This window comes from Streptomyces fagopyri, assembly GCF_009498275.1.
Lineage (GTDB): Bacteria > Actinomycetota > Actinomycetes > Streptomycetales > Streptomycetaceae > Streptomyces > Streptomyces fagopyri.
In genome coordinates this window covers 144,165-166,905 of record NZ_CP045643.1, presented here as the reverse complement: position 1 = coordinate 166,905, position 22,741 = coordinate 144,165, and the positions used below count along the sequence as shown (strand labels likewise).

The 22,741-nt window shown below is 68.0% G+C and carries 18 protein-coding genes; 7 read left to right on the top strand and 11 right to left on the bottom strand.

Annotated elements, in window-relative coordinates:
* The first annotated feature begins 234 nt into the window (after positions 1 to 234).
* Positions 235 to 1,692 carry an MFS transporter gene (locus GFH48_RS00755; RefSeq protein ID WP_153286365.1) on the top strand — a complete coding sequence of 486 codons (1,458 nt, stop codon included), beginning with the start codon at positions 235 to 237 and terminating at the stop codon, positions 1,690 to 1,692.
* A gap of 101 nt (positions 1,693 to 1,793) precedes the next feature.
* Here the strand turns inward: GFH48_RS00755 and GFH48_RS00750 are convergent, their stop codons facing one another.
* Positions 1,794 to 2,210, bottom strand: a complete 417-nt coding sequence (locus GFH48_RS00750; RefSeq protein ID WP_153286364.1) for a VOC family protein — start codon at positions 2,208 to 2,210, stop codon at positions 1,794 to 1,796.
* 184 nt (positions 2,211 to 2,394) lie between these two features.
* Between GFH48_RS00750 and GFH48_RS00745 the strand changes: the two genes are divergently transcribed.
* Both GFH48_RS00745 and GFH48_RS00740 read left to right on the top strand, forming a co-directional pair.
* Positions 2,395 to 2,853, top strand: a complete 459-nt coding sequence (locus tag GFH48_RS00745; RefSeq protein ID WP_153286363.1) for a winged helix-turn-helix transcriptional regulator — start codon at positions 2,395 to 2,397, stop codon at positions 2,851 to 2,853.
* A gap of 411 nt (positions 2,854 to 3,264) precedes the next feature.
* On the top strand, positions 3,265 to 4,917 hold the full coding sequence (locus tag GFH48_RS00740) for an alpha-keto acid decarboxylase family protein (protein ID WP_153286362.1): 1,653 nt from the start codon (positions 3,265 to 3,267) through the stop codon (positions 4,915 to 4,917).
* Positions 4,918 to 4,985: 68 nt separating this feature from the next.
* On the opposite strand, the gene GFH48_RS00735 is transcribed toward GFH48_RS00740, so the two are convergent.
* The 4 genes from GFH48_RS00735 to GFH48_RS00715 form a co-directional block, all read right to left on the bottom strand.
* A complete protein-coding gene (locus GFH48_RS00735) occupies positions 4,986 to 5,810 on the bottom strand; it encodes a DUF1684 domain-containing protein (RefSeq protein WP_153286361.1) in 825 nt (274 codons plus the stop codon).
* A gap of 899 nt (positions 5,811 to 6,709) precedes the next feature.
* Complete coding sequence (locus GFH48_RS00730) at positions 6,710 to 7,246, bottom strand: RICIN domain-containing protein (RefSeq protein ID WP_153286360.1); 537 nt, start codon at positions 7,244 to 7,246, stop codon at positions 6,710 to 6,712.
* 447 nt (positions 7,247 to 7,693) lie between these two features.
* Positions 7,694 to 9,367, bottom strand: a complete 1,674-nt coding sequence (locus GFH48_RS00720; RefSeq protein WP_153286358.1) for an outer membrane protein assembly factor BamB family protein — start codon at positions 9,365 to 9,367, stop codon at positions 7,694 to 7,696.
* Positions 9,368 to 9,482: 115 nt separating this feature from the next.
* Positions 9,483 to 10,487, bottom strand: coding sequence for a glycoside hydrolase family 26 protein (locus GFH48_RS00715; RefSeq protein WP_153286357.1), 1,005 nt, complete (start codon positions 10,485 to 10,487; stop codon positions 9,483 to 9,485).
* Between the two features lie 217 nt (positions 10,488 to 10,704).
* Here GFH48_RS00715 and GFH48_RS00710 point away from each other — a divergent pair, with 217 nt between their 5' ends.
* The 3 genes from GFH48_RS00710 to GFH48_RS00700 are packed head-to-tail and all read left to right on the top strand — an operon-like array spanning position 10,705 to position 14,535.
* Positions 10,705 to 11,070 (top strand): hypothetical protein, encoded by a 366-nt coding sequence (locus tag GFH48_RS00710; protein ID WP_153286356.1) that lies wholly within the window; start codon positions 10,705 to 10,707, stop codon positions 11,068 to 11,070.
* Positions 11,071 to 11,095: 25 nt separating this feature from the next.
* A complete protein-coding gene (locus tag GFH48_RS00705; RefSeq protein ID WP_194280442.1) occupies positions 11,096 to 13,270 on the top strand; it encodes a glycosyltransferase in 2,175 nt (724 codons plus the stop codon).
* The gene (locus GFH48_RS00700) at positions 13,267 to 14,535 is read left to right on the top strand and encodes an acyltransferase family protein (RefSeq protein ID WP_153286355.1); all 1,269 of its coding nucleotides are present in this window, start codon (positions 13,267 to 13,269) and stop codon (positions 14,533 to 14,535) included. The genes GFH48_RS00705 and GFH48_RS00700 overlap by 4 nt, the downstream gene beginning before the upstream one ends.
* A gap of 133 nt (positions 14,536 to 14,668) precedes the next feature.
* Here the strand turns inward: GFH48_RS00700 and GFH48_RS00695 are convergent, their stop codons facing one another.
* The 6 genes from GFH48_RS00695 to GFH48_RS00670 form a co-directional block, all read right to left on the bottom strand.
* A complete protein-coding gene (locus tag GFH48_RS00695) occupies positions 14,669 to 15,877 on the bottom strand; it encodes an acyltransferase family protein (RefSeq protein WP_153286354.1) in 1,209 nt (402 codons plus the stop codon).
* A gap of 507 nt (positions 15,878 to 16,384) precedes the next feature.
* Positions 16,385 to 16,735 (bottom strand): DUF1330 domain-containing protein, encoded by a 351-nt coding sequence (locus GFH48_RS00690; RefSeq protein ID WP_153292647.1) that lies wholly within the window; start codon positions 16,733 to 16,735, stop codon positions 16,385 to 16,387.
* Between the two features lie 492 nt (positions 16,736 to 17,227).
* Positions 17,228 to 19,486: a tectonin domain-containing protein gene (locus GFH48_RS00685; protein ID WP_194280441.1), complete on the bottom strand. Its 2,259-nt coding sequence runs from the start codon at positions 19,484 to 19,486 to the stop codon at positions 17,228 to 17,230.
* Between the two features lie 711 nt (positions 19,487 to 20,197).
* Positions 20,198 to 20,743, bottom strand: a complete 546-nt coding sequence (locus GFH48_RS00680) for a GNAT family N-acetyltransferase (RefSeq protein ID WP_153286352.1) — start codon at positions 20,741 to 20,743, stop codon at positions 20,198 to 20,200.
* A gap of 172 nt (positions 20,744 to 20,915) precedes the next feature.
* On the bottom strand, positions 20,916 to 21,137 hold the full coding sequence (locus GFH48_RS00675; RefSeq protein WP_153286351.1) for a helix-turn-helix domain-containing protein: 222 nt from the start codon (positions 21,135 to 21,137) through the stop codon (positions 20,916 to 20,918).
* Positions 21,137 to 21,628 carry a DUF2975 domain-containing protein gene (locus GFH48_RS00670; protein WP_153286350.1) on the bottom strand — a complete coding sequence of 164 codons (492 nt, stop codon included), beginning with the start codon at positions 21,626 to 21,628 and terminating at the stop codon, positions 21,137 to 21,139. The genes GFH48_RS00675 and GFH48_RS00670 overlap by 1 nt, the downstream gene beginning before the upstream one ends.
* A gap of 439 nt (positions 21,629 to 22,067) precedes the next feature.
* On the opposite strand from GFH48_RS00670, the gene GFH48_RS00665 reads away from it, so the two are divergent.
* On the top strand, positions 22,068 to 22,391 hold the full coding sequence (locus GFH48_RS00665) for a hypothetical protein (protein WP_153286349.1): 324 nt from the start codon (positions 22,068 to 22,070) through the stop codon (positions 22,389 to 22,391).
* The last annotated feature ends 350 nt before the right edge of the window (positions 22,392 to 22,741 follow it).

The following is a 22,741-nucleotide window of genomic DNA, read 5'->3' as shown; positions in this document are numbered from 1 at the left end:
CCGCCGGGTGTCGTGCCGTCGGACGCGGCGGCGACATGACCGCGGGCGGGATGTCGCGGGGACTTGTGCCGGGCGACGAATTGTGTGACCCCGCCCGTCGATCGGGGAGGTCCTTCCGGTATCTCCTCGTGCGGCATCGCGGGTTCACCTTGCATGGTTTGAGTTTCAAACCGTGCGCTGTTACCGTACCTGAGCAAGTTGCAGCTCACAAACAGACTTGAGGAGTCGTCCACGATGAACAATGCGCAGCGCGCCCCTGTCGGGGAAATCCCGAACGCTGTCGATGGCAGCCCTCTGGACAAGGCACCCGCGGACAACAGGCGGGCTGGTTGGGTGTTGGCCCTGGGCAGCCTCGGCGCTTTCGTGGTTTTCCTGGACACCACGATTGTGAACATCGCCTTCGACACCATCAGCCACAGCTTCAACACCACTGCCGGTCACCTGGCGTGGGTTCTCAACGCATACAGCCTGGTGTTCGCGGCCATGCTGATTCCGGCGGGCCGAGTGGCCGACCGGTACGGGCGCAAGAACATATTCATCGTGGGAATTGCTGGATTCGCGCTCATGAGCGCACTGTGCGGGCTGGCGCCGGGTGTGGGCGTACTGATCACCGCCCGTGCGCTGCAAGCGGTCTTCGCCGCGCTGGTCGTGCCGTCTTCGCTGGCGCTCGTCCTGCACGAGTTCCACGCGGCCCGCCGGCACGTGGCGATAGGAGTCTGGGGTGCGATGGCCGCCGCGGCGGCAGCGGTCGGCCCCACCCTGGGTGCGCTTCTCACCGAGTACGTGACATGGCGATGGATCTTCCTGGTCAACGTCCCGATCGCGGCGGTGATCGTGGTCCTCGGCAAGCGCCTGCTCCACGAGTCGCGTGACCCGCAGGCCTCTGGTCTTCCCGATCCCCTCGGTGCGCTCCTCGTGGCGGCGATCCCCGCGCTTCTCAGCTTCTCCATCATCGAGGGACCGTCTCGTGGATGGTCGGACTCATGGGTGGTGGTCGGTTTCGTCGGAGCGGCTCTGGCTCTTCCCGTCTTCCTGTGGCGTACATCCAAGGCCGCGCGGCCGGTGATGGATCTCGCTCTCTTCAAGGACCGCCAGTTCTCGGAGATAAACGCCGCGAGCCTCCTGTTCTCGACAGCGTTCTTCGGTCTGCTGCTGGCCAATTTGATTTTTCTTCAGACGGAGTGGCACTACTCGGTACTGCGCGCGGCGCTCGCAAGCTCCGCCGGGCCGGTTGTCGTTACCCTCATCGCGCGCTCCACGACCAAACTGGCCACCGTTGTCGGACACCGACGAGTTCTTCTCGCCGGCGCCGTCACCTGGACCCTCGGCTGCCTCGGATTCGCTCTGTTCGTCGACTCCTCTCCGCACTGGGTCACTCACTGGCTTCCGTGGACGCTCCTCACGGGCCTGGGTATCGGCCTTACCCTGCCCGTGCAATCCGGTGCCGCTGTCGCGAAACTTCCCCCGGCGCAGTTCGCCATCGGATCAGCGATCAACTCCAGTTTCAGACAGCTCGGGGCGGTCCTGGGCGTCAGTATCTTCGTCGCTCTCCTGGGCACTTCGAAAATGGGCCCGGGAGTGGACAATTTCCAGCACATCTGGTGGGTCTTCGCGGCCCTCGGCCTCGCCGCGGGTGTTGTCCAGGCGCTGCCGCGTCTGAGGGCGGCGGGTTCCGCGCCCTCCGCGCGCTGAGGCTTCCGCCGTACGCACCGGGAAATCCTCCTGCCCGAGATCTTGGATTCGGATCTCGGGCAGGAGGGTCGACCGCGCGGTGAAGGTGAGTTGACGGAGTCTCAGGAAAAGGCGCCCGTTGTCACGTTCATCAGCCAGGTGGTCCCGAACTTGTCGACGCACTGCCCGTGAAGAGCGCCCCAAGAGGACTTGGCGAAGGGCACCGTCACGGTTCCGCCCTCGGAGAGCAGGCGCCAGTATCCGGTGAGGTGTGCTTCGTCGCCTCCGAGCGCCACCGAGAAGGAACCGCCGGGCCGGTGTGCGTCCGGGGTCGGGGTGTCCGATGCCATGAGGACGACGCCGGCCGCCCCTTTCAGCATCGAGTGAGCTACCAGGTTCTCCTGCCCGGCGTCCCGCGCCCCGTGCAGGTCCGCGAACGTGGTGATGTCCAGTGTGCCGTCGAAGACCGAGTGGTAGAACTCCATCGCTTCACGTGCGTTACCGCCGAAGTTGAGATAGGGGGTGACCCGAGCGGGCATGGTCCGTCCTCCAGTTTGGTTTGAATGTCAAACCATACCAGTGTGAGCCGACCGCCCCGGGTGGATCCGTGGCGTTCCGCCGAAGCTCGGGCGCGGCGTGAGGGTGGAAGCGGCTCGCCGCGTGCGGGGTCGTGGTCCGCAATGAACGGTTTGATACACAAACCGTAAGTTGATATGCTGAAACATGCCCGATTTTCCTGTAGTCCCCGGAAGGCCCTGCGCGGTCGCAGCCACACTGGAACTGGTCGGCGACCGTTGGTCGTTGCTGATCGCCCGCGAGATCATGTTCGGCAACCGGCGCTTCAGTCAGATCGCCCGCAACACCGGTGCGCCGCGCGACCGGCTCGCCGCGCGACTCAAATCTCTCGTCGCCGAAGGCATCCTCGAGAAGCGCGAGTATCAGGCCACGCGATTCGAGTACCACCTCACCGAGTCGGGCAGGGAGCTCCTGCCGCTCCTCGTCAGCCTCCTGGCCTGGGGCGACCGCTGGGCCGTCGCCGAGCCACCCATGATCCTGGAGCACCACGGCCACCGGGTCCGGCCGACTACGGTGTGTGGCGATTGCGGGGAACCGATCGACAGCGGAGGGCTTCACTGGACGCCGAATACGCCCGGCTGGTCGATGGCGGGACCCGAAGCGTGACCGGACGGGCCGCCGCGGGGGATTCCATCGTCACCGGTTGCGGGCCGAGCGGGATGCGCACAGCATGTTGCGGGAGCGGAACACACGGCTCGCCCATCCTGCACAGCGGCATCAGCTACTCTCCGTGACGATTGATATGTCGAACGCGACCGGACGCTGCTCCCGAACGTGAGGACACCGTCGCCGAACGTGGACGAGAGCGGCCATCCCTCCCCGGATGCCGACGATCGCCCCGGTCGACCGCGGCCGAGACACGAGGCGTGACGGCGGAGGAAGCCCACGAAGCGTCGAGGAAGCCCACGGAGCGCTTTCGAAGGGGCGCCCGCGTCCTCCCGTCGCCGAGCTCCACGAAGGTCTCCTCGTGGTCGCGCCCCGGAGCGGTGGTGCCACCACGAGGAAAGGATCTTCCTGATGTCCACCACCGTGATCCAACACGTGCTGAACAGGCTGCGGGACATCGGCGTGAGCCATGTCTTCGGCGTCCCAGGCGACTACGCCTTCCCCGTCGACGACGCCATCGCCGAACACCCGGACATCCAGTGGATCGGCAGCTGCAACGAGCTCAACGCGGCCTACAGCGCCGACGGCTACGCCCGCGTGCACGGCATCGGCGCCGTGTGCACCACCTACGGGGTCGGAGAACTCAGCGCCATCAACGGCATCGCCGGCGCCTACACCGAACATCTCCCGGTGTTCCACCTGGTCGGCATGCCGAAGATGCCCGTCCAGGCCCACCACACGCTCGTCCACCACACCCTGGGAAACGGCGAGTTCGACCTGTTCCGGAAGATGTCCGACTCCGTGGTGTGCGCGAGCGCCATCATGACACCGCAGAACACCGCGGCCGAGACCGAACGTCTCATCGCGGCTGCGCTCTACCACCGCCGCCCGGTCTACATGGCCTTCCCCGCGGACCTTGCGGAGATGCCGGTGGTCGGCAAGGCGCAGCCCATCCCCGCGCCGGCCAGCGACCCCGCGCAGGTGGAGGCAGCCGTCCAGGCCGTCATCGACATGCTCGGCCGCGCGAACAGCGCCTGCGTCCTGCCCGGGATCCTCACCGCACGCTCCGGCCTCGGCGCGGAACTCCAGCAGTTCCTCGACGCCACGGCGCTGCCCTTCGCCACGATGATGGCCGACAAGGGAGTCCTGGAGGAGGACCAGCCCGCGTACATCGGCATGTACGACGGCAAGCTCATGAACGAGAGCGTCCGCCGCTTCGTGGAGGACGGTGACGTCGTCGTCCTGGTCGGCGCGATGATGCACGACTTCAACAGCGGCGCGTTCACCGCCAACCTCGACCCCGGCCGTACGATCGACATCCGCCACCACCACGTCAGCGTCGACGGTATGACCTACCAGAGCGTGGAGATGAAGGACCTCCTCGACGCTCTCGCCCAAAAACTCCCCCGCAAGCAGTGGCCGCGCCCGTCGGCCGAGGTGACCCGGATGGCCTCCGCGGCCGGCAACGGCGACGACCTCATCACCGCAGAGAACCTCTACCCCCGCTGGGAAGACTTCCTCAAGGCCGACGACATCCTGGTCGCGGAGACCGGCACCGCCTCCATGGGCATGGCCTTCGCCCGACTGCCCCACGGCGCCACCTTCCAGAACCAGTCCCTGTGGGGATCGATCGGCTGGGCCACCCCCGCCGCGGTCGGCGCGGCCGTCGCCGCCACGGACGGACAGCGCGTCGTACTGGTCACCGGTGACGGCTCTCACCAGCTCACCGCCCAGGAGATCAGCCAGTTCGGGCGATTCGGCCTGCGCCCCGTGGTGTTCGTCCTCAACAACCACGGCTATCTGATCGAGCGACTGCTCTGCAAGGACCCGGACATCGCGTACAACGACCTGGCCAACTGGCGCTACTCGGAACTGCCGAAGGCCCTGGGCTGTGAGGACTGGTTCACCGCGCGTGTGTCGACCCTCGCCGAACTCGACCAGGCCATGGAGACCGCGGCGAAGGCCAACACCGGTTGCTACATCGAGGTATTGACCGACACCTACGCGGCCCCGCCCCTGGCCAACCAACTGCACGAGAACATCGACACGCTCTACTCCGCGTAGGCCCACCGGCGCACACACGCCGGTACGGCACTACGCCGAGCCGCCGCGGTGCCTGAGCGGTGAACCGCTCAGGCACCGCCCCGCTCGCGGGGGATCTTCTGGCCGGCCTCGATCGCCACCGGCAACCGGTTCTCCGCCGGAGGCAACGGGCACGTGGCCAGATCCGTGTAGGCGCACGGCAAGTTCACCGCACGGTTGAAGTCCACGACCACCGAGCCGTCCGCGGCGGGCGCGTCCACCGTGAGCGCACGGTTGGCGGCATACGTGGTGACACCCGAGGTCGAGTCCGTGAACAGCACCATCAGCCGACCCGCGCCGTGTCCGGGGAACGCGGTCAGGGACAGCGCCCGTCCGTCCAGTTCGAACTCGATCCGGCCCGGAGCGTCATACACATGCTCCAGGCCCTCGACCGCTGCGCCCACCGTGGTCGGCCGCGGCTCGTCGAACGCGACGTAGCGGCCCTTCGACACCCAGCGCGGATGCGGCGCGTAGGCGGGCGTCCCGGCGAAGGCGGCACGCAGCGGCGCGTCAGGGTGCCGGGGACGCACGATGTCGTTTCCGCCACGCTTGGCCACCTCGATCACGGCATCCCCCCAGACAGCGTCGACGCCACCGCGTTCGGGAATCACACCGAAATGGTGCTCGCCACGAACGGGGGATCCCTCCACGACCAGTTCCTCGCCGTCATCGAGGGCCACGGTGACCCCGTCGGCGGCGGTCGACCACGCACCCGGGGCATCCGGGAAGCGCCGCGGCCGGTCGTCGAGCCAGTGCAGGCCGGTGATCGCGAGGAACCCGTGCGGGCCGGCGAGCCGTTCCTCCTGAGCGCGGTACCAGTCCAGCCAGTCCTCGGTGAAGGCCCGCAGGTCCGTCGCAGTGATCTGAGTGGTCATCAGAACTCCTTCGTCCTCGTCGTCTTTGTGTCGCGAGGTTCGGTTCCGCACCTACATGCGGGTCATCCGCCGAGGCCTCTGCCCTCGGAGAATCGCTCAGCCGGCCGGTTCGCGTAGGAGAGGCCAGGAGCACCGCCGGTCCGCTGCTCCTGCGACCGCGGCCTTCGTGGCTCCCGTACCCGGGAGGACGGGCCCCGTCCCTCTGGCATCCCGGTGGCGCCGTACCTCGGCGGCGTCAGTCTCCTCGTCGCCGATCACGGGCACGTCCGCTGCCAGAAAGGTGGATGACCCGCACGTGGGACGGGGTGAGTCCACGCCGAAGGCCTGCCCGGACCAGGACGACCGCGAGGCCGTCGTCGAGGCCTCGCGGGCCGGCCGCACGGAGGCGTCGGCCCGGTTCTCCACGTGGGACGCGTGGAGCGCTGCTCCTACAGTCATGTCATGGAAAACCGCCGAGACCCGGCCGCGCATTCCGCTCCTGTGTGACAGCTTCTTGTCAGTCGTGTGTACGACGACGGCCTCACACCGGGCTCACGGGCCCAAGACACCTGGGCTCCGTGCGCGCCGGCGTGAGGCCGCTGCGTACTTTCAGTGGACTTCGTCGAGCTTGCCGGTGGCGACGTCGAGGACGAAGCCCCGGATCCGGTGGTTGAGGACGATGAAGGGGCCTTGTCGATCCGCGCGCGATGACCGCCTGACGGATGTCCGCGTCCGGATGGCCGAAGGCCTCCGCCGGACATGGTGGACGGATTTCTGGTGCCTACCCTGGAGCGGTCCTTGAAGCCTTCACCGGTAATGGTCCGCGTGCCGCTGCCGCTGTGGTGCACGAAGAGGACCTCGCCGCTGTCCAGGAGCGGTCCGCTGCCGGCGACCGGGCGAGCGGGCCCTCGCCCCCACGGTCAGACGTTGATGATCCGCCAGCGCTCCTCGTCGGCGTTCTTCCACTGCCGGGTGACGACCTGGAAGTCCTGGGAAGGCAGCTCGTAGGCGTCGAGATACCGGCTGTTGCTGGCCTCCTGGATCGTGAAGGTCCCGTTGGTGGACGGAAGAATGATCCACGCCTGGGTGGCGTCGTTCTCCGCGGTGCGGGTGACGACGCGGAAGTCGTCGCCGGAGCCCTGGTAGGCGTCGAGATACCGGCCCGTGCTCACCTGCTGGATCGTGGAGAGACCGTTGCTCAGGTCGGTCAGCAGCCAGTGCTGGGTGTCGTTGTTCTGGAACGGCCGGGTGACCACCCGGAAGTCGAGACTGTCGATCTCGTGGGCGTCCAGGAACCGGTGGGTGTCCGCCTGGTCGATGGTGACGACACGCTGCGCCACGATCGTCGGCGCGGTCGCCGGCGAGGCGTTGGCTCCGGCAGCCGTACCGAGCAGCGAGACGGCCGCCATGACCATCGCCAGGACGCCGCCCGGGACCACTCTCTTGCGAACGTTCATCAGTGATTGCCTTTCTGCAACGGTGTCCGCCGTGTTCTGGCAAGCAGCGTGCTGGGCCGGCCCCCGCCTGTCGTGGCGTGTGCCGCTCAGCGGACCGGAGTGCCGACGTCCGTTCCACGGCGATGTCCTGGAGGCTCCCCCCGAGCCGAGTCGGCGCGATCGGGCGAGGCCCGGCGCGGCGCGGGCCGGGGAGCCCGGAACCGTCCGGGGGCATGCGTGATCGTGGGTCTCACGAGGACCCGTCGGCCTTCAATCCTCGTGAGAGGGCAGATGATCAGCGTCGTGTCGGACGCAGCGCGAAAGGACATCGCCCATGGTGAAGAGCCGCGTCGAGGCCAGGGTGAGGCGCCCCGGGCTGCGCGATCCGCGCAACACGCCCTTGCGCGCCCACACTCTGGCTCCCCGCGTGGCCGGCCCGGCACGCCTCATCCCGGTCAGCGGGAGGCCCTACCGGTAGAGCCGCGCTCCGCCGTTCGTCCCGAGGGCGTTGAGTTCCAGCACGGCGCCGTCCGAGGTGACGTACACCGTGCCGGAGGTGAAGCTCCACTTGCCGGTCCCCATCGGCAGGTCCGCCACCGGGACAGTGCGACCGGTGCGTGGGTCGATGGTGATGAGCTGGGGGGAGCCCGACGTGGTGACGGCGTACACCTTGTCGTCCGCGCCTGACGCCGGGATGGCGAGCGCGGCGGCGTGGTGGGTCCAGAGTTTGGCGCCGGTGGTGGTGTCGAAGCCGTCGATCACCGCGCTGCCGGAGGCCGAGGCCGGGGTGACCAGGACGTTGCCGTAGAGCCGGACGGAGTGGTCGGCGCCGGTGTCGTTGCCGGTCGTCAGCTCGTCGTCGCCCACGGCCAGTTTGCGTCCCGTCCCGGTGGTGCCAAGAACCCGCACGACGTCCTGGCGCGCCGTGTGGACGGCGGCGACCAGCGGCGAGCCGGACAGGATGTGCGTCACGTCGGAGTGGGCGCTTTCGGGCTTCCGCCAGATCGCTTTTCCGGTCCTGCCGTTGAAGGCGGTGAGGGTGAACCTGGTCTTCTGGTCGAGGCAGAAGTCGGCCACCAGTACGGTGCCGTTGGTGCCCCAGTCGTAGGCGTTGCAGTAGTGACCGCGGGCTTTGTAGCTCCAGACGCGGCTACCGGTGCGAATGTCCACACCGCCGAGAAAGTTCTCGCCGACGATGGTGGCGACATCACCCTGCAGGTAGGTCGAGGTGGTCGCCGCGGTGGGGTGCTTGGCGTTGGTCAGCGGCGTGGACCAGAGGATCTTTCCGGTGGACGCCTTGACAGCGGCCAGCCAGGTGCAAGTGCTGCCGTCCTTTCCGAAGGCGACCGTGCCGATGCCGTGGGCGCTGAGCGTCGGGGACATCGCGCAAGGGACGGTGCCGCGTCCGGCGGGGCCGGTGAAGTCCGCGGCGTTCCATGCCTGCTTGCCGTCGGTGAGGTGGTAGGCCTGTAGGCCGCCTCGGCTGGAGGCCCGGATGAGCAGTTTGTCGGTGAGCCAGCTGCCGATCAGCGCGTCGTCGGCGGCGGGCGCCGGTATCTGCCACACCTGCGTCAGCTCCTTGGAGGCGCTGGTGGCCGTGGCCTCCTGCTTGAGCAGGACGGCGGCGGCCCCGCCCGCGGCGGCGAGGACGGCAAGGGCGAGTGCGATCCTGCCCGCGGACCTGGTCTTCCTGGGCCGTTTGCCGCCCGCGCCCGCGGGCGGGTTCGACTGTGCGGAGACAGGCGCCTGTGCGGAGACAGGCGCCTGTGCGGCGACAGGCTCAGGGTGGTGCGGGGTCACGGGGGCGAGGACGGCGGTGGCCGGTGACGTGTACCCGGTCTCATGGTCCGATGTTTCGTTGCCGCGCCGGGAGTGCGGGGGTGTCCAGGCAGCCGGCGTGCGCGTGGCCTCGTGGGCACCGGTGCGGGGCTCGGGGAACCGCAGCGGCATGGTGGCATCCCACCGTGTGCCGGAGGATCTGTCGTGCGGCTCGGCCGGCGGCCGGCCGTCCCCGGGTGCGGCCGGATCCGTCTGTCGCGGCTCCGCGTACGGGTGCGGGTCGGCAGCAGGATTGCGGGGCCGGAAGGCCCAGCCGTACTCGTCCCGCGGAGCCCCCTGGCCCGGTGACGGTTCCGTCGTCATCTTCGTGATCCCCCCTGGTCGGGTGTCCGTACCCGTGTGTTTCGGTCGCACCGATGCGCGACGATAAAGGTCGTTCCTTGCGAGCTTGTGCCCGACTTGCGCTGTTCGCCGCGGATCAGCCGTTTTTGAGCGAATGACCGAAGTCGTTGCGGGCCGACTCCACTTGGAACGCGGCCAGCGCACCCACCGAGGTGCTGATCCGCCAGTCCATCAGCTGCTTGCCGCCCGGCCAGTCCTTGCGCTGGTCGTACCAGATGAGCCCGATGACGCCGGCCTTCGCGGCGCCCTGGAACAGGTCGCGGATGTGAGCCTGTTTGTCGTCGCTCTCTGCCACCCCGGTCTCCGCGATGAGCACCGGCTTGGCGGAGAAGCCCGCGATCTCGCGCAGGGTGGGAGTGAACAGGCTGGAGAAGGCGATGCCGTCGATCGGCCCGTAGTAACCGATGAGGCCGACCCAGTCGACGTAGGCACTGCCCGGGTAGTAGGGCCGGAGCTCGGCGGTGGTGCCCGAGTCGACCACGTGCGGAGTCCACACCCAGATCACGTTGGTGACGCCCCGCGCGGTGAAGATGTCGTGTGCGCGTCTCCATGACGCGACGAAGTCGCGGGGTTTGGCGTGTTGGGGGCCCCAGGAGTTCCACGGACCGTTCATCTCGCCGGCGAAGGAGAGGGCCAAGGGGCCGTCGTAGGAGGCGATCTGGTCCGCCAGCCGACCGATGTAGGCGTCGTCCTTGCCCTTCGCGATGTCGGCGAGCGAGGTGTCGGAGGGGACCAGCGCCATCATCGGCAGTTGGCCGTGCCGCCACAAGAAGGCATTGCCCTCCGCGTCGAAGTCGTCGCCCCAGGAGCTGTAGTACTCGCGGATGTCAGGAGCCCGGCCTGCTTCTTTGGTGAAGGCGGTGACGATGCCGTACTGCCAGGGCGTCTTGTCGTCGACCACGCCCAGCGTGCGGCCGGACGGCTTGAGCATGGACGAGACCTGGAAGTGCGCGGCCGATGCGGTGGCCGTGCCCGCGTTGGCGCCGCCCTTGCTCCCCGCGCCGCCGCAGGCGTCCACCAGGAAGAAGACGGCGACGACGAGGAGCGCGGCGGCGGTCAGGCGGCTGCGGGCTATGACCATGCGGGGAGGTCCGATCAGGCTGGAGGCGGGCTGGATAGCAGGGACCTTACGAGACCCGCGTGACATTCACTGAATCTCCATACTAATCTTGCAGCAAGATCGGAAGCGGGGTGGATCACTCCACTTCCCCGCGCATGGATCATTTTTCGCGCCACTCCCTACTTTCGGCAGCGCCGAGCTGGCAGTTGCAACACGACGAGAAAGCTCGAGGCTGTCGATGACCAGTGCCTCCACGGAGGTCGAGTCAGCTCCCGTCTTTGTGGACCAGACCGGTCTGCGGGGCCGCCGCCTACGCGGTTTCGGCTGGCTGCTGGGCCTCATCTGTACGGGGTTTGTGGCGGCGATGGTCTCCGGCCTCGCCGGAACCCAGTCACAGGCACCCGCCCTGACCGTCCCCGGCACCGCGAACACCACGCCACCCAGCCAGTACCTGAACGCGCCGCTGCCCGCGGCTCCCGGCGTCGCCAAGCCCGAACCGAGCACCACCACCACAGCGACCACGTCCGACGCCACCGCGTCAGGCACCGCGACGACGGCGGTCCGTACGGCAGCGTCAAGCTCCGTGACCACCGCCGCACCGTAGCCAGACGCCACTGACCAGGAAGTCCATGTCCCGCTCCCGCCGTCAACGCCCCCGGCAGTCCATCGCGCGACCCCGCCGGTTTGCCGCACCTCCCCTGCGTTTCTTCCTGCCAGTGACCGTACTGGCGACCCTGCTGGCGCTGATGGTGCTCCGGGGCATGGCGAACAACGAGGTCTTCCACGACGAGCGCATCGCCGTCTCGGTGGACAAAGGCACCGTCCCGACCAGCGTGCTGGAGGGCGGCCCGGTCGTCGACGCGCGCGGCGACAAGAACAGCAAGCCGGTCAACTACACGATCCCGGAGAAGACCGTCGTCCTCTCCTTCGACGACGGACCGTCCGCCCAGTGGACGCCGAAGATCCTCAAAGTGCTCGAAGAGGAGAACGTCCGTGCCGACTTCTTCGTCACCGGCTCGATGGTCACCCGCAACCCGGCACTGATCCGCCAGATCGTCGCCGACGACCATGAGATCGGTCTGCACACCTTCACCCACCCCGACCTCGCGCTGCACTCCGGCACCCGACTCACCTGGGAGCTGGGTGAGACCCAACTCGCGCTGGCCGGTGTCGCCGGCATCCACTCGAGCCTCTTCCGCCCGCCCTACTCCTCCACTGTGGACGCGCTCGACGACTGGTCGTGGCCGGTGACCAGACAGGCCGGGTCGGAGGGATACCTGACCGCCTTCATCGACAAGGACACCGACGACTGGAAGCGCCCCGGCGTCGACTCCATCGTCAAGGCCGCCATGCCCGACCTCCCCGGCCAGGGCGAGATGATCCTGCTCCATGACGCGGGCGGCAACCGGGCGCAGACACTGGCCGCGCTGCCGGTCATCATCGACAAACTCAAGGCCCAGGGCTACACCTTCAAGACCATCGGCGAGGCCCTCGGCACCGGCTCCGCCAACACCAAGGTCACCAGCTACAACCTGTGGGTCGGCAAGGCGTTCCTGTGGTGCACCGCCTTCTCGGTACGGCTGCTGCCATGGCTGGTCGGCCTGCTCGCGGTCGTCGGGGTGCTGGTCATGGCGCGGTTCGTGCTGATGCTGGTGCTCTCGACCATCCACGTCCGGCGCGTCCGCAGACCGGGGTTCTCCTGGGGTGATCCCGTCACCGCACCGGTCACGGTGGTGGTACCGGCGTACAACGAGCAGGAGTGCATCACCAACACCGTGCTCTCACTCACCAGAAGCGACCATCCCATCGAGGTGATCGTGGTCGACGACGGGTCGACCGACGACACGGCCGGCATCGTGGAGGAACTCAACCTGCCGATGGTCCGGCTGATCCGGCAGCCGAACAGCGGCAAGCCGGCCGCCCTCAACACCGGTGTGGCCGCCGCCTCGTACGACCTGATCGTCATGATGGACGGCGACACGGTCTTCGAGCCCGCCACCGTCCGGGAACTGGTGCAGCCCTTCGGCACCCCAGGCGTCGGCGCGGTGGCCGGCAACGCCAAGGTCGGCAACCGCGACACACTGATCGGCGCCTGGCAGCACATCGAGTACGTCATGGGATTCAACCTCGACCGCCGGATGTACGACGTACTCAACTGCATGCCGACCATCCCCGGCGCCGTGGGCGCCTTCCGCCGCACGGCGCTGCAACAGGTGGGCGGCATGAGCGAGGACACCCTCGCCGAGGACACCGACGTGACCATGGCGCTGCACCGGGCAGGTTGGAAAATCGTCTACGCCGAGAACGCCCGCGCCTGGACCGAGGCGCCCGACAGCATGAAGCAGCTGTGGTCACAGCGATACCGCTGGAGCTACGGCACCATGCAGGCGATGTGGAAGCACCGGCACGCGGTGCTGGAGCGCGGCGCGGCAGGCCGCTTCGGCCGGGTGGGTCTGCCGTTCGTCGCCCTGTTCATGGTGCTCACCCCGATGCTCGCGCCCGCCATCGACATCGGCATGGTCTACGGCGTGGTCTTCGTCGACGCGTACAGGACCCTGGCTGCCTGGTTCGCGGTGATGGCCCTGCAGGCCGTCTGCGCCTGGTGGTCCTTCCGCCTGGACAGGGAGAGGGCGTGGCATCTGATCACGCTGCCGGCCCAGCAAGTGGTCTACCGGGTGCTCATGTACATGGTGCTGCTGCAGTCCTTCATCACCGCGGTGACCGGGGGCCGGTTGCGCTGGCAGAAGCTGCGGCGCACCGGTGAGGTAGGGCTCGACGTCACAACGGGGGCGATTTCTTCATGAGTACCGCGGAACGGGGTGCCTTCGGCATCCAGGACGCCTCCACCGTCGCCCTGCGGGTGACGGACCCTGCCGTGTTGCCCGCCCCGCGGGTCCCGCGGCCCGAGGAGGCGTCCCCTGCCCCCGCGAGCAGACCCGGCCGCGACCGCTACCTCGACCTGTTGAGGGCGCTCGCCCTGGTCCGCGTGGTGGTCTACCACAACTTCAGCTGGACCTGGCTTCCGATCGTCTTTCCCTCCATGGGCGTCATGTTCGCGCTGGCCGGATCGCTGATGGTGCGCTCCCTCAAGCGGCCGGCACTGAGTGTGATCCGCGGCCGGCTGCGCCGTCTGCTGCCACCGATGTGGTTGTTCGGCGCGGTCGTGGTGCCGCTGATGGTCCTGGAGGGCTGGGGGCCCGACTCCCACCACCCCGCCAACTGGTGGTGGGGCGAACTGGCCTACTGGGTCCTGCCACTCAGCGAGCCTCCGTTCGGAGCGTCGCTGCACACCTTCGGCGGACATCTGCCGAGCTCCTGGGCCGAACAGATCTGCGTGCCGCTGTGGTACCTGCGCGCCTACCTCTGGTACGTACTGCTGTCGCCGTTGATGCTCAAGGCGATGCGGAAACTTCCCTGGGTCACCCTGCTGGTGCCGTTGGCGCTCGCGTTCTTCATCAACTCCGGACTGGTCGATCAGTCCGGCCGGCTGATGGAGGCCGCGACCGACTTCACCACCTTCGGCGCCTGCTGGCTGCTGGGTATGGCCCACCAGGAGGGTCTGCTCCGCAAGATCCCGCGGTACATCGTGCCCTCCCTCGCACCGCTGGTGCTCATGTTCGGCTACTGGTGGCTGCTGCGGTCGCCGGTGGACAACCCACGACTCGGGCACGATCTGGAAGCGGTGCCGGTAGCCCAGGCGATCTGGTCGTTCGGCGCGGTGATGCTGTTGCTCCACCTGAGCCCCTCCTGGGAACAGTGGCCCAAGCCGCTCGAACGGTTCAACGGCGTGATCAGCCTGCTCAACTCCCGCGCCGTCACCGTCTACCTGTGGCACTCCTTCGCCTTGGTGCTGACCGAGCCGCTGATCGACCCGCTGTGGAGCAACTCCTTCTTCTACAACCACGCCCAATGGCTGCTGGCGAGCCAGTGGACGCCGCTGGTGATCTCCGTTCCGCTGATCTGCCTGGCGATCCTGCTCTTCGGCTGGATCGAGGACGTAGCCGCCCGGCGTCGTCCACGGCTCTTCCCCTACCCTCGCCGCGCCAAGAGCCGTCGACGCGGTCGCTAGGCCGTGGATCGGAAGTACGCCGAGCGCCCCCGTCTGGTGTCTCGCATGTCGGTGGCATTCTTGACGGGTGTTCTCTTCCGACCATGCTGGCGGCTGTCAACGAATGGCTGTGACCAGCACGTTCGAGACGCTTCTAGGGTCGCATCCCGAACAGGAAGCGGGTCGCCCGCGTGCGGCGGACCAGGAGCTCGTACGCGGTGAGGGTGAGGATGAGGGCGATCACCACGAGCAGGGCGTACTCGACGGGGATCGGCGCGGACCAGCCGATCACGAAATACGCGACGGCGACCACGATCGGCTGGTGCAGGACGTACAGCGGCAGCACGGCTGCGGCGAGATAGCCGTAGAGGCGCCGACGCGTCGTCGGGGTCGGGTTCGGCGCCGCACGCGGTTGCTCCAGCCGCCGGCGGTCGAGGAGGCCCGGGATGGCGACCACCAGGCACCATCCGGCCGCACCGAACAGCGCCCGTGAGGCGGTGGCCAGGACGGTCATCTCCGTGAAGGGCTCGTCGGCCAGGGCAAAGCCGGGGCCGGCTGCCGCGAACAGCAGGGCGCCGAGCCAGGCTGCGGTCCCGCCATCGCGCCGCATCACGGTGCGGAAGCGGTCGTCACCGGCGAGCGCGAAGCCGGCAACGAAGAACAGCAGGTACGACCAGCGGTGCCAGCCAGCGTAGTCCTCCTCCAGCCGTGCGAAGGCACAGATCGCCGCGAAGGCGAGGGCCGGCAGGAACACGACGTCCCGCCGGTGCAGGGTCGCCTCCGCCACCCGGTCGTCGATGCGGCGGACGCGTTCGCGCGGCAACCACCGGTGGAACGGCACCAGCATGAGGGAGAACGCCAGGAGGAGCACGACGAACCAGAGATGGCCGGTCTCGAAGTACTGGCCCTGGACGAGGAAGGGGAACTCTTCGGGCTCCAGGTGCACGTCGTAGAAACGGGGCAGGAAGCCGAGGTACGACTCATGATAGTCGGCGTCGGCCGAGCGCAGCCGCAGCCACTGCGGCAGCGGGTTCAGCACGAGGGTCGCGAAGACCAGCGGAACGCCGAGCCGCAGCAGCCGCTCGCCGGCGAAGCCCCACGCGCCGCGACGCTGAAGCGAGTGCCAGGCACCGAGGCCGGAGATGAGGAAGAGCAGCGGCATGGCCCAGACGACCCCGAACCCGGCGATGATCACGATGGCTTCGGTGGTCTCGGCGTTCTTGACGTAGAAGTCGTCGTCGGCAGCGAATACGAGCGCCGAATGGAAGAAGACCAGCCCGATCACGACCAGCATCCGGACCGCGTCCAGCTCCGGCCGCCGCTCCGGTAGCGGTGCCTGCGCCGGTTCTGTGCGCGTCGCCATGTCTGTGCCCCCCGTCGCCTGTACGTCACCAGTGTTGGAAAGGCGGCCGCCGGGCGCCACCCCCGCAACGGATGCCGTCCACATCGAAAATCGACTTTCGATACACGCCCTGGTGCCGTGACCGCAACGGACCCCTCAGGTGGACGGCGCGGACTCCCCAGCGACCTGGTCGTATCGGGACACGCGCAGACGGCCGCCCACCGTTGCCGAATGCGACCATGCGCCACCCTGAGCCGTCCGCGCTCGTCCCCTTCGTCGACCAACTCGGCTACGCAGAAGGCAACGCCGGCCTCCAGGTACGGCGGCCGGCATCACCCTGGCGCGCCCTCCCGCCCGACCTCGTCGATCGGGGAACCGCCTCGCGTCGCCCCGCCCCGGGTAACTACCGTGCGCTGAGGGGGGCTTCACAGCCGACGGGCCAACGTCGGACTACGCGATTCCAGTCAGTCAATGACTCGAGGAAGGTTGCTCTTCGCATCCAACCCACCGCAGATCCATGGGCGTTGATCAGCGCTCTCGGCCGCCCTCACTTCGCAACTTGCGAGCCCGCTCGGCCGGGTCATAGTTCGGACCGACGCCCTCGATCAGCACCAAGTCGCCCTCCACGTGGTCGGTACGCAAGTGGAGAATGGCGCGGTAGGCGGGAGAGTCGTACCAGGCACGGGCTTCGGCCAGGCCGGGGAACTCGATCAGTACCATGCTGCCGGGCCACGCACCCTCTACGACTTCGACCGGCTGACCGTGGATGACGAAGCGGCCCGCGAAAGGGTCGAGGGTTGCCTGGATGCGCTCCAGGTACTCGATGATGTCGGAGTGATCTCGGCGGCTGCGGAGGTGAGCGAAGCCGTAAGCGGGCACCATGGGGCTCCTTTCGTTCCGGGGGAGGGTGTGACGATGACCCGAACGTAGCCGAGGGTCGTTGGGCGGTGCGATTACCTCAGAGGTAATCGCCGGGCCCCACATCGAGGACACGCAGGTGTCGGTAGTCGTCCCGGGGGTGGTCGTTCATTCCTCCTGAAGGACCGCCTCGACCGACTCCAGCGGCACGACGGCCGTCAGCTCGCCCCGGTCACCGGTAGTGGAATTCCCCGTTGCCAGGTGTCCGCCCAGGCAATGAGCATCACCTGGGCGGACCGGACATGATGAGGCGGCATCGGAGGCTTCGGGAACAAGCTGCCATGGCCGAGTGCCTCCGCCGACGAGCTCCGTTGTTCCGCGTCGGAAGTGATTCAAGGGGCTCGAACAATCCGGGAAGACGCTGACAACGCGGCCGTGGGGAAGGGCCCTGGCCGTCGTGCGACGCCCCTACGTGGACGCCGACGTGTCAGTTCGCCGCATCGCCGGGACGGATCAGGTGGCGCGCGCTTTGGTGCCGTTGATCAGGCTCCACCCGTAATCGCCGCCGATGAACCCGCCCCCGATTTCGTTGATCTCGGTCTTTCCGTCGTCGGTGACGCCGATGAGGAGCACGTCAGTGCCGCACCGCTGCGCGGCGACGTTGCGCATGCCGCCGCCATACGTGAGGGCGTGCCATCCGCCGGTGTTGTAGCCACCCCATGACACCTCGGTGTTCTGGTACGCCGCGTCACCGAAGACACCGAAGAACGCGAACTCCTGGTAATAGGTGGGGGCTACGGAGATGTCCGTGAGCACCCCCTGATTCGTGAACATCTGAGCCCAGGGCGACCAGCCGGACCCGGGGCTGGTGGCGTTGACGGTGGTCTGCCGGCGGTGGAACGGGGTGCCGTTGAAGTTGAAGCCGTCGACCTCGATCGTCCCGTCCGCGTGGGTTCCCGCGACGATCTTGTTCAGGAGGCCGTCCATCTGCTGCCAGCCGTTCCAGTTGTCGACCGAAGGCTGCTGCTGGGAGCGGGTCCAGATCGTACCGGCGGAGTTGGTGCCGAAGATCTGGAGGGTTCCGTTCTGGTTGCGCGCCACGGAGATCGAATTGAGGATGCCGTCGAGGTTCCTCCATGCCGACCACGTGCTCGACCCGGGACTCGTCTGCGCGCGTGAGTAGATCAGCCCGTTCCGGTCGAGGGCGAACAGTTCGATCCGCCCGTCGGCGTTGGTCGCCGCCGCCACGGACGTCAGCGGTGCGGGGGTGTCGTAGTCGGCGGTCCAGTCCGGGGCGGGCTGCCCCGGGACGATGTGGGTGGTGTGCAGCCCGCCTTGCGCGTCGACGGCGAACGCCTGGACCCCCTTCGCGGAGTCCGTCTCGTCCTGGGAGGCCATGGCGACCGAGGAGCCGGGGACGGGGGCGACCACGGGCATTCCGTTGCTGGGACGTACCGAGTCGTCGGTCTGGCGGTGGGTGTAATAGACCTTGCCGGTGTTGACCGAGGTTGCGTCGCACAGGCCGTCGCCGTTGACGTCGCGGAACCGGAGGTCGGCGATGCGCTCGTTCGACTGGTTGAGGTAGACCCAGTGCTGGTCGCCGGCGCTGGTGGCGTACCACCAGGTCAGGCCGGTGGTCATGAAGGGGTCGGCGACGCCGTCACCGTCGAAGTCGCACGTGCGCTGATTGTCCCGGTTCGCACCCAGGATGTTCCCGCCGTTGTCGTGCAGACCTGTCTCGGTCTGGTCCAGCGCGCCGTTGGTGAACGTGGTGGACCAGCGGACCGTGTGGGCGAAGACGTTGTTCTCGACGTTGAAGCCGTCCGTCGGCGTGCCGCGCAGCTTGATCTCGGTCGAGTTGGTGGACGGGAAGGAGTTGTAGGCGATGTCCGCGTACTCGCCGGCCGGCCCGCACTGGTAGTTGGAGCAGTCCCCGCGGCCGTGCATGTCGATGAGGTGCTCGTAGTGGTCCCAGCCCAGGAGTGAGAAGCCGAGCCCGGGTGACTCCATGAGGTTGCGGTACACCAGGTACCCGGTGCCCGGCCGGCCGTCACCGGTGACCGAGTGGCGGTTGGCCTGGAACTCGTTCTTCTCGATCAGCGCGTAGGCGCCGTTGTTGAGGGCCACGCCGTAGCCGGCGCCGTGGTGGCTGCCGAACGCGTCCTCGATGCCGTCCATGGTGGGGTGCTGGTTGTCATGGATGTAGTTGTCGTGCACCCACACCGTGTCGGCGTTGGCACGGTTGATCCGGTTGCCCGGATCCTGCACGTTGATCGCCGCGCCGCGCCACCGGGCGAACTCGTCGTGGTCGATCTCCACGTTCTGGCTGGACCAGATGTCGATCCCGTTGGCGTCCGTGGTGCCCACCGACGCCCCGGGGTCCATCGGCTCCCCGCCGTCGAATCTGATCCCGCTGATCCGGACGTTGTCCGCGGTCCCGCCGTTGCTGTCCCCGATGGTGAGCAGCGTGCGCGGGAACGTCGTCGTGAAGATCCGCGGCCCCTTCGCGACGACCGTGCGATCGCCGGTGATCCGAACCCCGGGCGCCACCGGTATGGCCGACAGGCCGCTCAGGTCCAGATTCACGGTGCCCGCGATCACCACCGTCGCATTGGGGGTGCCGACCGCCTGGACGAACTGGTTCTGCTGGTTGTCGGAAGTGATGCTGAAACTCTGCGAGTTCGCCGCGCGGTCCGCGGCCCCTGCGGGCGTGGTGGCCGACGCGGTGCCCCCGGACACGGCCAGCGAGGCCACCAAGGCCCCGACCGCCACGAACAGTTGGCTTTTCCTCGAAATATTCATCCCTGTCCCGGTTCTCGGCCCATGCGCTGATTCGGTGGAGCCGGCCCGTTCGAGGCCGCGCACCCCCAGGGTGCGCGGACTGTGCGACCCCGCGTGACCACCCGAGGGTTGGGCGTTCCACTCCGTTCCGCGCCGTTCCACGCGTCGTCGGATCCTCGCGGTCGGGGGCGGATGCGGCCGCAGTCGAGGCGCGGCCCGACACGGTGCTGACCGTGTGGGCGGACCACCACCGTGTGCGATGTCCGGGCCCACGTCCTTGGGCGTGGTGTTCGGTGGCGCCGGCTACCGAGGGGGCGCGCTTGACCGGGGTCCCAAGGTGCCCAGTCCACCTTGAGGTCGCCCGGCAGCGTGCGACCGGGCGTGGTGCGGGAGTTCACCGGGCAGAAGCTCGGGGAGAGGCCTGCTCTCGGGGGAGTACACGCCACCGCGGCGGTCACGGCAGGCGAGCAAGACCTCGTTGGAGCCCTGCACAGGCCGAACGCGGCGAGTTGTCATGGTGAGGGTCTGCTCGCGGGTTGTTGCCGGAGGGGCAGTGGATGCTCAGGGGAGCGCATGGTGCCGTCCGCTCAGGGTGACGCGTTGACGTGTGTGCGAAGTTCCTCGCCTACGGCGAGGCGGAGCAGTCGTCGCGTCACCGCGGTCGCGTCGGAGCCCCCACCGGGTGGGGGACGTTGTAGTCGATCAGCCAGTTGCCTTGTGAACTCGGCGGGCGCTGAAGTGGTGTTCCCAGGTGCGTAGTTCGTACGTCCGTCCTTTGTCGGTAACGGTCTCGGGCGCTAGGTCGGAGGGGTGGAAACCGGCGGATCGTGCGACGGCGATGCTGGGGTGATTGTCGGGTTCGATTTCGAGGATCACGCGCGGCAGGGCGATGGTGGTGTGCGCGTACTCGGTCATCACTCGAAGCGCGCGCGTCGCCAGTCGCTTTCCTCGGTGAGCTGTGCCCACGATGTAGCCGATGCTGCCGGTGACCTGGTTGAGCAGGATTTCTCCCAGCGCCTGATGCCCATCGGTGGTGACAGCCAGGTGGATCCGTTCGTTGCCCTGTCGTGCCTGGTGTGCGTTGTTCAGGTATCGCAATGCGGCAGCAGGGTCGAACGGTGATTCCAAGGGGGTCCGGTAGGCGACGTCGGGGTCGTCGAACACTTTCTGCATAGCGGGGAGGTCCTGGCTCGTCCATTCGCGAAGCAGCAGGCCGTGGGCGGTGAGGCGGAGGGGATACGTATCCATGAGGACCTCATTCTGTCCTGAGGCCGGTCTCTACGGTCCGACGTGAAACTCCCGTGAACCGCTCTGAGGGTTCCGGCCGGTGCTGTAGGTGACCGGCGATCCACGGCGATGCGGTACCCGTCACGATGGGGTCCGGTGGTGCCGGACGTTCTCACGTTCGCCCTGGGGTGCGTCATCCGTCCGCGGGGTCCTCGGTCTCCCAGCGCAGCAGGTCGCCCGGCTGGCATTCGAGTGCCTCGCAGAGCGCGGCGAGTGTGGCGAAGCGCACTGCCTTGGCGCGGCCGTTCTTGAGTACCGCCAGGTTGGCGGGTGTGATTCCGACGCGTTCCGCGAGCTCACCCACGGACATCTTCCGTCTGGCCAGCATCACATCGATGTCGACGGCGATCGGCATCAGATGACCTCGTCCAACTCGGCCTGCATCCGCGCGGCTTCGACATCGCGCGACACCGCCTGGGCGAGCAGCATCCGCAGCACGAGCACGATGAGCGCGACCCCCAGGATGGCCACGCCGACGCCGCCCATGATGAGGGTGACACCCGGGTCGTCCCGCTGGCCCGGCGCGTTGACGGCCGTGACCGCGAACCACAGGAGACCGGCCGCCACGATCGCGCCGATCACACCGTCCACGTACCGGAAGGCACGATGGGAGAACACGGTTCCGCGTCGCACCATCGCCACCAGCCGCCACACGCAGACCGACGCGACCTGGGCCGACACCATGCCCGCGATCGTGATCACGCGCAGCGCCGTCAGCGGGACAGAACCGTCCTCCGGGTCCCTCCCGCTGATCAACGTCCACACCATCGACGCCTGTACGAACACGGTGCCGACGAGCACCACCGCGAGTACACCGCGCAACGCGCGCACTGCCAACTTTCCCACGACCTGCCCTTCCATCGAATAACGATGGGAATCTATCGAATTACGATAGGTGACGCAAGGGCCGGAACGAAGGGTGGGTAGCGGCATCGCACCGCGGCGGGACCCCACCCCCGCGTAGTGGGTCTCGCCGACTCCTCACCTGCCGAGACAGGTACGGCCATGGCTGGAGGGGGTCGTGCACACCGCGCCCGACGGTCTGTGGCGCGCCGCGTCCGGGTTGAGTAGCAACTACTCGTGACCTGAGGGGCCGTCGCGGGCACGATCTGAGGCAGCGCGATCCACCTCCCACCGGCCCGGACACGACGGAGGGCGTAACCCGGGCGCGGCGGGTCGCCGGTCCGGTCTGAAGAACAGACACGCAAACCAGCCCCGAACGGGGCTCTCTCACTCGGCAGCCGGACGTTGAGTGCCGGCGACGCACAGGGAACGGGGACCCTTCATGCTCACACTCGCCCGTCTGGCCAGGCTCGGCCTGGCGGTTGGCGCGGCGGCCGTTCTGGCCGCCGGCCTGTCCACCAGCGCTCAGGCCGCCACGGGAGCGCTTCGGTACTTCTCGATCAGCGGTCAGGAGTTCCGGATCACCAACCCGTCGGACAACGTCTGCATCAACCTTCAGGTCCGGCCGGATCTGATCGCCAACCAGACGGACAAGACGATGAGCGTCTACTCCGGCGCCGACTGCACCGCCTTTGTCCTGAACCTGGAACCCGGCCGCTCGGTGGCCCATATCGGAGGCCCGCGCTCGGTGCGATTCATCGGCTGATCGGGTCACAAGAACCGGCTTCCCGACGTATCACCGAGCGGGAGCCGTCTGAGAACGCCGCACATGAAGCGGCCGGTCCGGGGCGACCCGGATCGGCCGCTTCGTATTCGGGTCACCCGAGCCGGCTGTTCTCATGACATGCCCCGTGGCTCCCGGGGCTGGTGAGCTGCTGGAGCTTCTCTCTGCTCAGCTCCGCGCGCCTGCTCTTGGTGTTCGACAGGGGAGAGGTGGAGGGGGTGCGGGAGCGCCTCGGGCGATCGGGCGCCGGCGGGTCCGGTCGTGCGTCGGATGCGGTCGCAGCCTCGATGCCGTGACATACCGGAGTGATGCGCGGCAGTTCTCCGCGGCCA

What these genes read in the sequence shown, in the direction of transcription:
- GFH48_RS00665 (WP_153286349.1), top strand. Translation starts at nt 22,068, where the DNA reads ATGCTCACACTCGCCCGTCTGGCCAGGCTCGGCCTGGCGGTTGGCGCG.
- GFH48_RS00700 (WP_153286355.1), top strand. Translation starts at nt 13,267, where the DNA reads ATGAGTACCGCGGAACGGGGTGCCTTCGGCATCCAGGACGCCTCCACC.
- GFH48_RS00740 (WP_153286362.1), top strand. Translation starts at nt 3,265, where the DNA reads ATGTCCACCACCGTGATCCAACACGTGCTGAACAGGCTGCGGGACATC.
- GFH48_RS00715 (WP_153286357.1), bottom strand. Translation starts at nt 10,487, where the DNA reads ATGGTCATAGCCCGCAGCCGCCTGACCGCCGCCGCGCTCCTCGTCGTC.
- GFH48_RS00680 (WP_153286352.1), bottom strand. Translation starts at nt 20,743, where the DNA reads ATGGATACGTATCCCCTCCGCCTCACCGCCCACGGCCTGCTGCTTCGC.
- GFH48_RS00705 (WP_194280442.1), top strand. Translation starts at nt 11,096, where the DNA reads ATGTCCCGCTCCCGCCGTCAACGCCCCCGGCAGTCCATCGCGCGACCC.
- GFH48_RS00745 (WP_153286363.1), top strand. Translation starts at nt 2,395, where the DNA reads ATGCCCGATTTTCCTGTAGTCCCCGGAAGGCCCTGCGCGGTCGCAGCC.
- GFH48_RS00730 (WP_153286360.1), bottom strand. Translation starts at nt 7,246, where the DNA reads ATGAACGTTCGCAAGAGAGTGGTCCCGGGCGGCGTCCTGGCGATGGTC.
- GFH48_RS00720 (WP_153286358.1), bottom strand. Translation starts at nt 9,367, where the DNA reads ATGACGACGGAACCGTCACCGGGCCAGGGGGCTCCGCGGGACGAGTAC.
- GFH48_RS00695 (WP_153286354.1), bottom strand. Translation starts at nt 15,877, where the DNA reads ATGGCGACGCGCACAGAACCGGCGCAGGCACCGCTACCGGAGCGGCGG.
- GFH48_RS00755 (WP_153286365.1), top strand. Translation starts at nt 235, where the DNA reads ATGAACAATGCGCAGCGCGCCCCTGTCGGGGAAATCCCGAACGCTGTC.
- GFH48_RS00735 (WP_153286361.1), bottom strand. Translation starts at nt 5,810, where the DNA reads ATGACCACTCAGATCACTGCGACGGACCTGCGGGCCTTCACCGAGGAC.
- GFH48_RS00750 (WP_153286364.1), bottom strand. Translation starts at nt 2,210, where the DNA reads ATGCCCGCTCGGGTCACCCCCTATCTCAACTTCGGCGGTAACGCACGT.
- GFH48_RS00675 (WP_153286351.1), bottom strand. Translation starts at nt 21,137, where the DNA reads ATGCCGATCGCCGTCGACATCGATGTGATGCTGGCCAGACGGAAGATG.
- GFH48_RS00710 (WP_153286356.1), top strand. Translation starts at nt 10,705, where the DNA reads ATGACCAGTGCCTCCACGGAGGTCGAGTCAGCTCCCGTCTTTGTGGAC.